Origin of the sequence: Halobacillus sp. BBL2006 (genome assembly GCF_000786645.1) — a bacterium.
Classification (GTDB): Bacteria; Bacillota; Bacilli; order Bacillales; family Halobacillaceae; genus Halobacillus.
In genome coordinates this window covers 1-4,301 of record NZ_JRNX01000583.1, presented here as the reverse complement: position 1 = coordinate 4,301, position 4,301 = coordinate 1, and the positions used below count along the sequence as shown (strand labels likewise).

3 protein-coding genes are annotated in these 4,301 nt (G+C 42.4%); all 3 read right to left on the bottom strand.

The annotated features are described in order from the left end of the window. Nucleotides 1-2,475: DNA polymerase I (gene polA, locus LD39_RS16360; protein ID WP_035549880.1), on the bottom strand; the 2,475-nt coding region annotated here is incomplete at its 3' end. Nucleotides 2,476-2,558: 83 nt separating this feature from the next. Continuing rightward, a complete protein-coding gene (hflC, locus tag LD39_RS16355; RefSeq protein WP_035549878.1) occupies nucleotides 2,559-3,485 on the bottom strand; it encodes a protease modulator HflC in 927 nt (308 codons plus the stop codon). Then, on the bottom strand, nucleotides 3,478-4,301 hold an 824-nt coding region (gene hflK, locus LD39_RS16350), incomplete at its 5' end, for an FtsH protease activity modulator HflK (RefSeq protein ID WP_035549875.1). The genes hflK and hflC, both read right to left, overlap by 8 nt.

Here is a 4,301-nt window from a genome sequence, read left to right as displayed (position 1 = left end):
TTGCAAATTTTCTTCCTGCAATCGGTGTTCCAAGTCGATCATTGCCTTCTTGATGATGTCTGCCGCGCTTCCTTGAATCGGCGTATTCATCGCCGTACGTTCAGCAAATCCTCGTTTATTGAAGTTACGGCTGGTGATGTCCGGTAAATATCTGCGGCGATTCATGAAGGTTGAAACATAACCGACTCTCTTCGCCTCTTGTACGGTTTCATCCATGTACTCCTTAACTCCCGGATAACTTTCAAAGTATTTTTCTATAAAAGCTTTCGCTTCTTTCCTCGTAATGCCAAGGCTTTGAGAGAGTCCATAATCGCTGATACCATAAACAATTCCAAAGTTAACTGCTTTCGCTTGTCTTCTCATCTCACTTGTAACCTCATCGCTTTCCACTCCAAAAACTTCACTTGCTGTTTGTGTGTGGATGTCCTGCCCTTCTTTAAAGGCTGCTACCAATTTCTCGTCTCGAGCAATATGGGCAAGCACACGAAGTTCAATTTGGGAATAGTCACTTGCAAACATAACCCAATTTTCCTCTGAAGGAATGAAAGCTTGTCTGATTTTACGACCTTCTTCAAGGCGAATTGGAATGTTCTGAAGGTTCGGATCTGTCGAACTTAAACGTCCGGTTTGAGTCAACGCCTGGTTGAAGCGCGTATGAACCTTTTGAGTGTCCTCATGAACAACTTTCAACAATCCTTCAATATACGTAGACTTGAGCTTACCAAGTTGACGGTATAACAGAATCTTCGGAATGATTTCATGCTCGCCCTCTAACTGCTCAAGCACATCCGCAGAGGTAGAATATCCCGTTTTCGTCTTTTTGATAACCGGAAGCTCCAATTTTTCAAACAAAATCGGACCTAGCTGTTTAGGAGAGTTCATATTGAAAGACTCACCAGCAAGCTCGAAGATTTCCTTTTGGACCGTTTCTAAACGGCCTTCCAATTCATCCCCCATCTTCTGCAAGCGATTCACATCCACTTGAACACCACGATGCTCCATGCGGCCAAGAATTAATGCGAGTGGCATTTCCAGCTCATTGTACAAATCATATTGCTCATTGTCCTTCAGCTGTCGTTCTGCCGTTTCCTTCAGTTGATAGACCATGCTGGCTTTCCTGCTGATATGATCCTGGAATACTTCATCGTCATCTGGACGTTTCATTTTCGCCCCTTTTCCGTAAACCTCTTCATCATACTTCACAGCACCTTCTCCCATACGATGGCTGATTGCTGGAATATCATGATTGTTTTCGGAAGGGTTGATTAAATAAGAAGCAAGCAGCAAATCAAAGGTGATTCCTTCGATATAAATGCCATGACGCATCAAAGCGACAAGCGTTCCTTTTGCATCAAATACCCACTTCTCTTTCGCTGCATCCTCTGCCCATTTTTTGAATGCTTCCGAGTCCTTCGCCTTTTCTATAGATACTACATATTTTTTATCCTGATTTACGATCGCAATGCCTTCGATAGGAGCCTGATGGTAGTTATCGTAGAGCATTTCCACGACCAATGCTTCCTGCCCTGTGAACATCTCGTCTGTAAAGTCTTCCACCACCTCAACTTCTATGTCAGGAAGTTGAGAAGCTTCCTTATTACCAGACTCCCCACCTTCCTGCACTCGGGAGAGCAACGATTGGAAGCCTAGTTCTTTGAAGAACTGACTCACTTGGTGCGTTTGATATCCCTCATATGCAAGGTCCTCGAGTTTCACTTCTATCGGAGCATTTCTTTCGATAGTGACAAGCTGTTGACTCATGAACGCCTCATCTTTGTTAGATTCAAGTTTTTCTTTAAGTTTCTTCCCACTAACGGCATCGAGATTTTCATAAAGGTTTTCAAGTGTATCGAATTGCTTCAACAATTTCACCGCAGTTTTTTCACCGACTCCAGGCACTCCAGGGATGTTATCAGAACTATCCCCCATAAGAGCTTTCAGATCAATGATTTGATCTGGGCGAACCTCCAATTTTTCTAATAAGAAGGTAGGATCATATGTATCCACATTGGTAATTCCCTTTTTGGTCAACGTAACATTTACCCGATCGGTTACCAGCTGCAGCAAATCTTTATCCCCTGATATCACTTTTACGTCAAGCTCTTTCTCTCCTGCTTGAGTAGCCAGCGTACCGATAATATCATCCGCTTCATATTGATCGAGCTGATAATATTTCACATCAAAAGCATCCAGCAACTCTTTCAAGACAGGGAATTGTTCCGATAATTCAGGAGGTGTCTTTTGACGCCCACCTTTATATTCACTGTAGGTTTTATGTCTAAAGGTCGTTTTACCTGCGTCAAAAGCGACCAGCAAATGGTCGGGCTGATCTTCTTCTAATATTTTCAACAGCATTGTTGTAAATCCGTATACCGCATTTGTGTATACCCCTTTATCATTGTTCAGTAAAGGCAGTGCAAAAAAGGCACGATAAGCAATACTGTTTCCATCAATTAATACGACTTTCTCAGCCATGAGCTCACTCCTATTCATATAAAAAACGTCTTTTCCCTCATTCTACCACGTTTGTAGTTAAGAAGGAAAAGACGCACGACTCATCATTCAAAATAGCCTAAGAGTAGTTCAGTATAGGGTGAATCTTGAGGAAGGATAATGGTTGTTTCGCCATCAATCGTTTCTTTATAAGATTCTAATGTACGATACAATTGATAAAACTCCGGGTCCTGGGAAAAGGCTTCATTGTATATTTGAGCAGCTTCCTGCTCCCCCTCAGCTCTAATTTTCTCTGCATCAGCCCTTGCCGTCGAAAGCATTTCTTTCACTTCACGGTCCGCAGTTGCCATCGTCCTGTTCTTCTCTGCTTCCCCTTGGGACAGATACTCTTGTGCAATCTTTTCACGATCCGTAATCATCTGGGTGAAGACAGCTTCCTCATTGGCCTCTGGCAAATCAGAACGTTTGATCCTAACATCATCCACCACAATTCCATAGTTATCCCTTGTCAGGAATTCATTTACTCTTGAAGTGATTTCTTCATTCAATGTGCCACGGGAACTTTCCTCTTCATTAATGATTTCCGAAAAATCCATCTTCCCTAATTCAGTACGGACGATTGAAAAAATGAACTCACCCATTCTCGCCTCCGCATTAGCCATCGTTCTCGCATTCGAAATCATTTTTTCCGGATCAGAAATACTCCAAATGGCATAATTATCGATTATCATACGTTTCTTATCAAGAGTGGTAATCTCTTTTTCATCAACATCATAAACCATTTTTTTCTTTGACAGAGAAGAGACCTCCTGAACGAGAGGCAGCTTAAATTTCAATCCTGGTTCGTCATGAATTTTTATAACATCTCCGAATTGCCGAACAACTTTGTACTCTCCTTCTTTAACAATGATCATCGAGTTGATTCCGATTAACAAAAGAGCTACGATCACCACGATCGTCACTCCTGCCCGAATATAGTTCCTCATATTTTTCGGCTGCTTTTTTTCATTCATATCAATGGTGTCACCCATTCTTGTCGCCCTCCTCACTGTCTTCTTGAGCTGGCGGAGTCACCTTTTGCACATTGCCCTGATTCAAAGGCAAGTACTTCATCGTATTGCCATCATCATTCATAATGTACACATTGGCTTGAGGAAGTACCTCCTCAAGTGTTTCCATGACGAGACGCTCACGAGTGACATCCTGGTTGTCTTCATATTCACTTAAAAGCGCATTAAAGCGGGCGACTGCCCCATTAGCGTCTTGGATTCGTTCTACCTTATCTCCTTCTGCGCGTTGGATAATCGCATCTTTTTCGCCAAGCGCTTCTTCTCTTTTCTGATTGGCATATTTGTCAGCTTCATTTTCTTTACTTTGCTTTTGCTCTCTTGCATCTGTTACTTTCGTAAATGCTTTTCGTACCTCTTGGTTCGGCAGGTCTACTTCTTGGAGTTTCACATCGATGATCGAAACGCCAACCTCATAACTATCAATGAGAGACACAAGCATTTCTCTTACTTCGTTTTCAATCTCAGCTTTACCGGAAGTGAGTGCTTCATCAATTTCGCTGCTTCCGATGACTCCCCTTAAAGAAGAAGAAGTCGCATTGAAAAGGACTTGCTCAGGTTCTTCTGAAGCGAACAAGTAAGATCTTGGGTCGGTAATTTTCCACTGAACAACAAGATCAGCTTGGACGATTTTATCATCGCCTGTGATCATGGTTACCTTATCTGCTTCATCCTCTCCATCATTAAATCCAAAGTCCAGGCTGAAGGTTTCTTTGGACATTTTTTTCACTTCTTGAATCGGCCATGGCATTTTAAAGTGCAATCCAGGCTCGGCAATGC

Bases quoted from the DNA above. Each gene is read 5' to 3' on its own strand.
- hflC (WP_035549878.1), bottom strand. From the start codon at position 3,485: ATGGGTGACACCATTGATATGAATGAAAAAAAGCAGCCGAAAAATATG.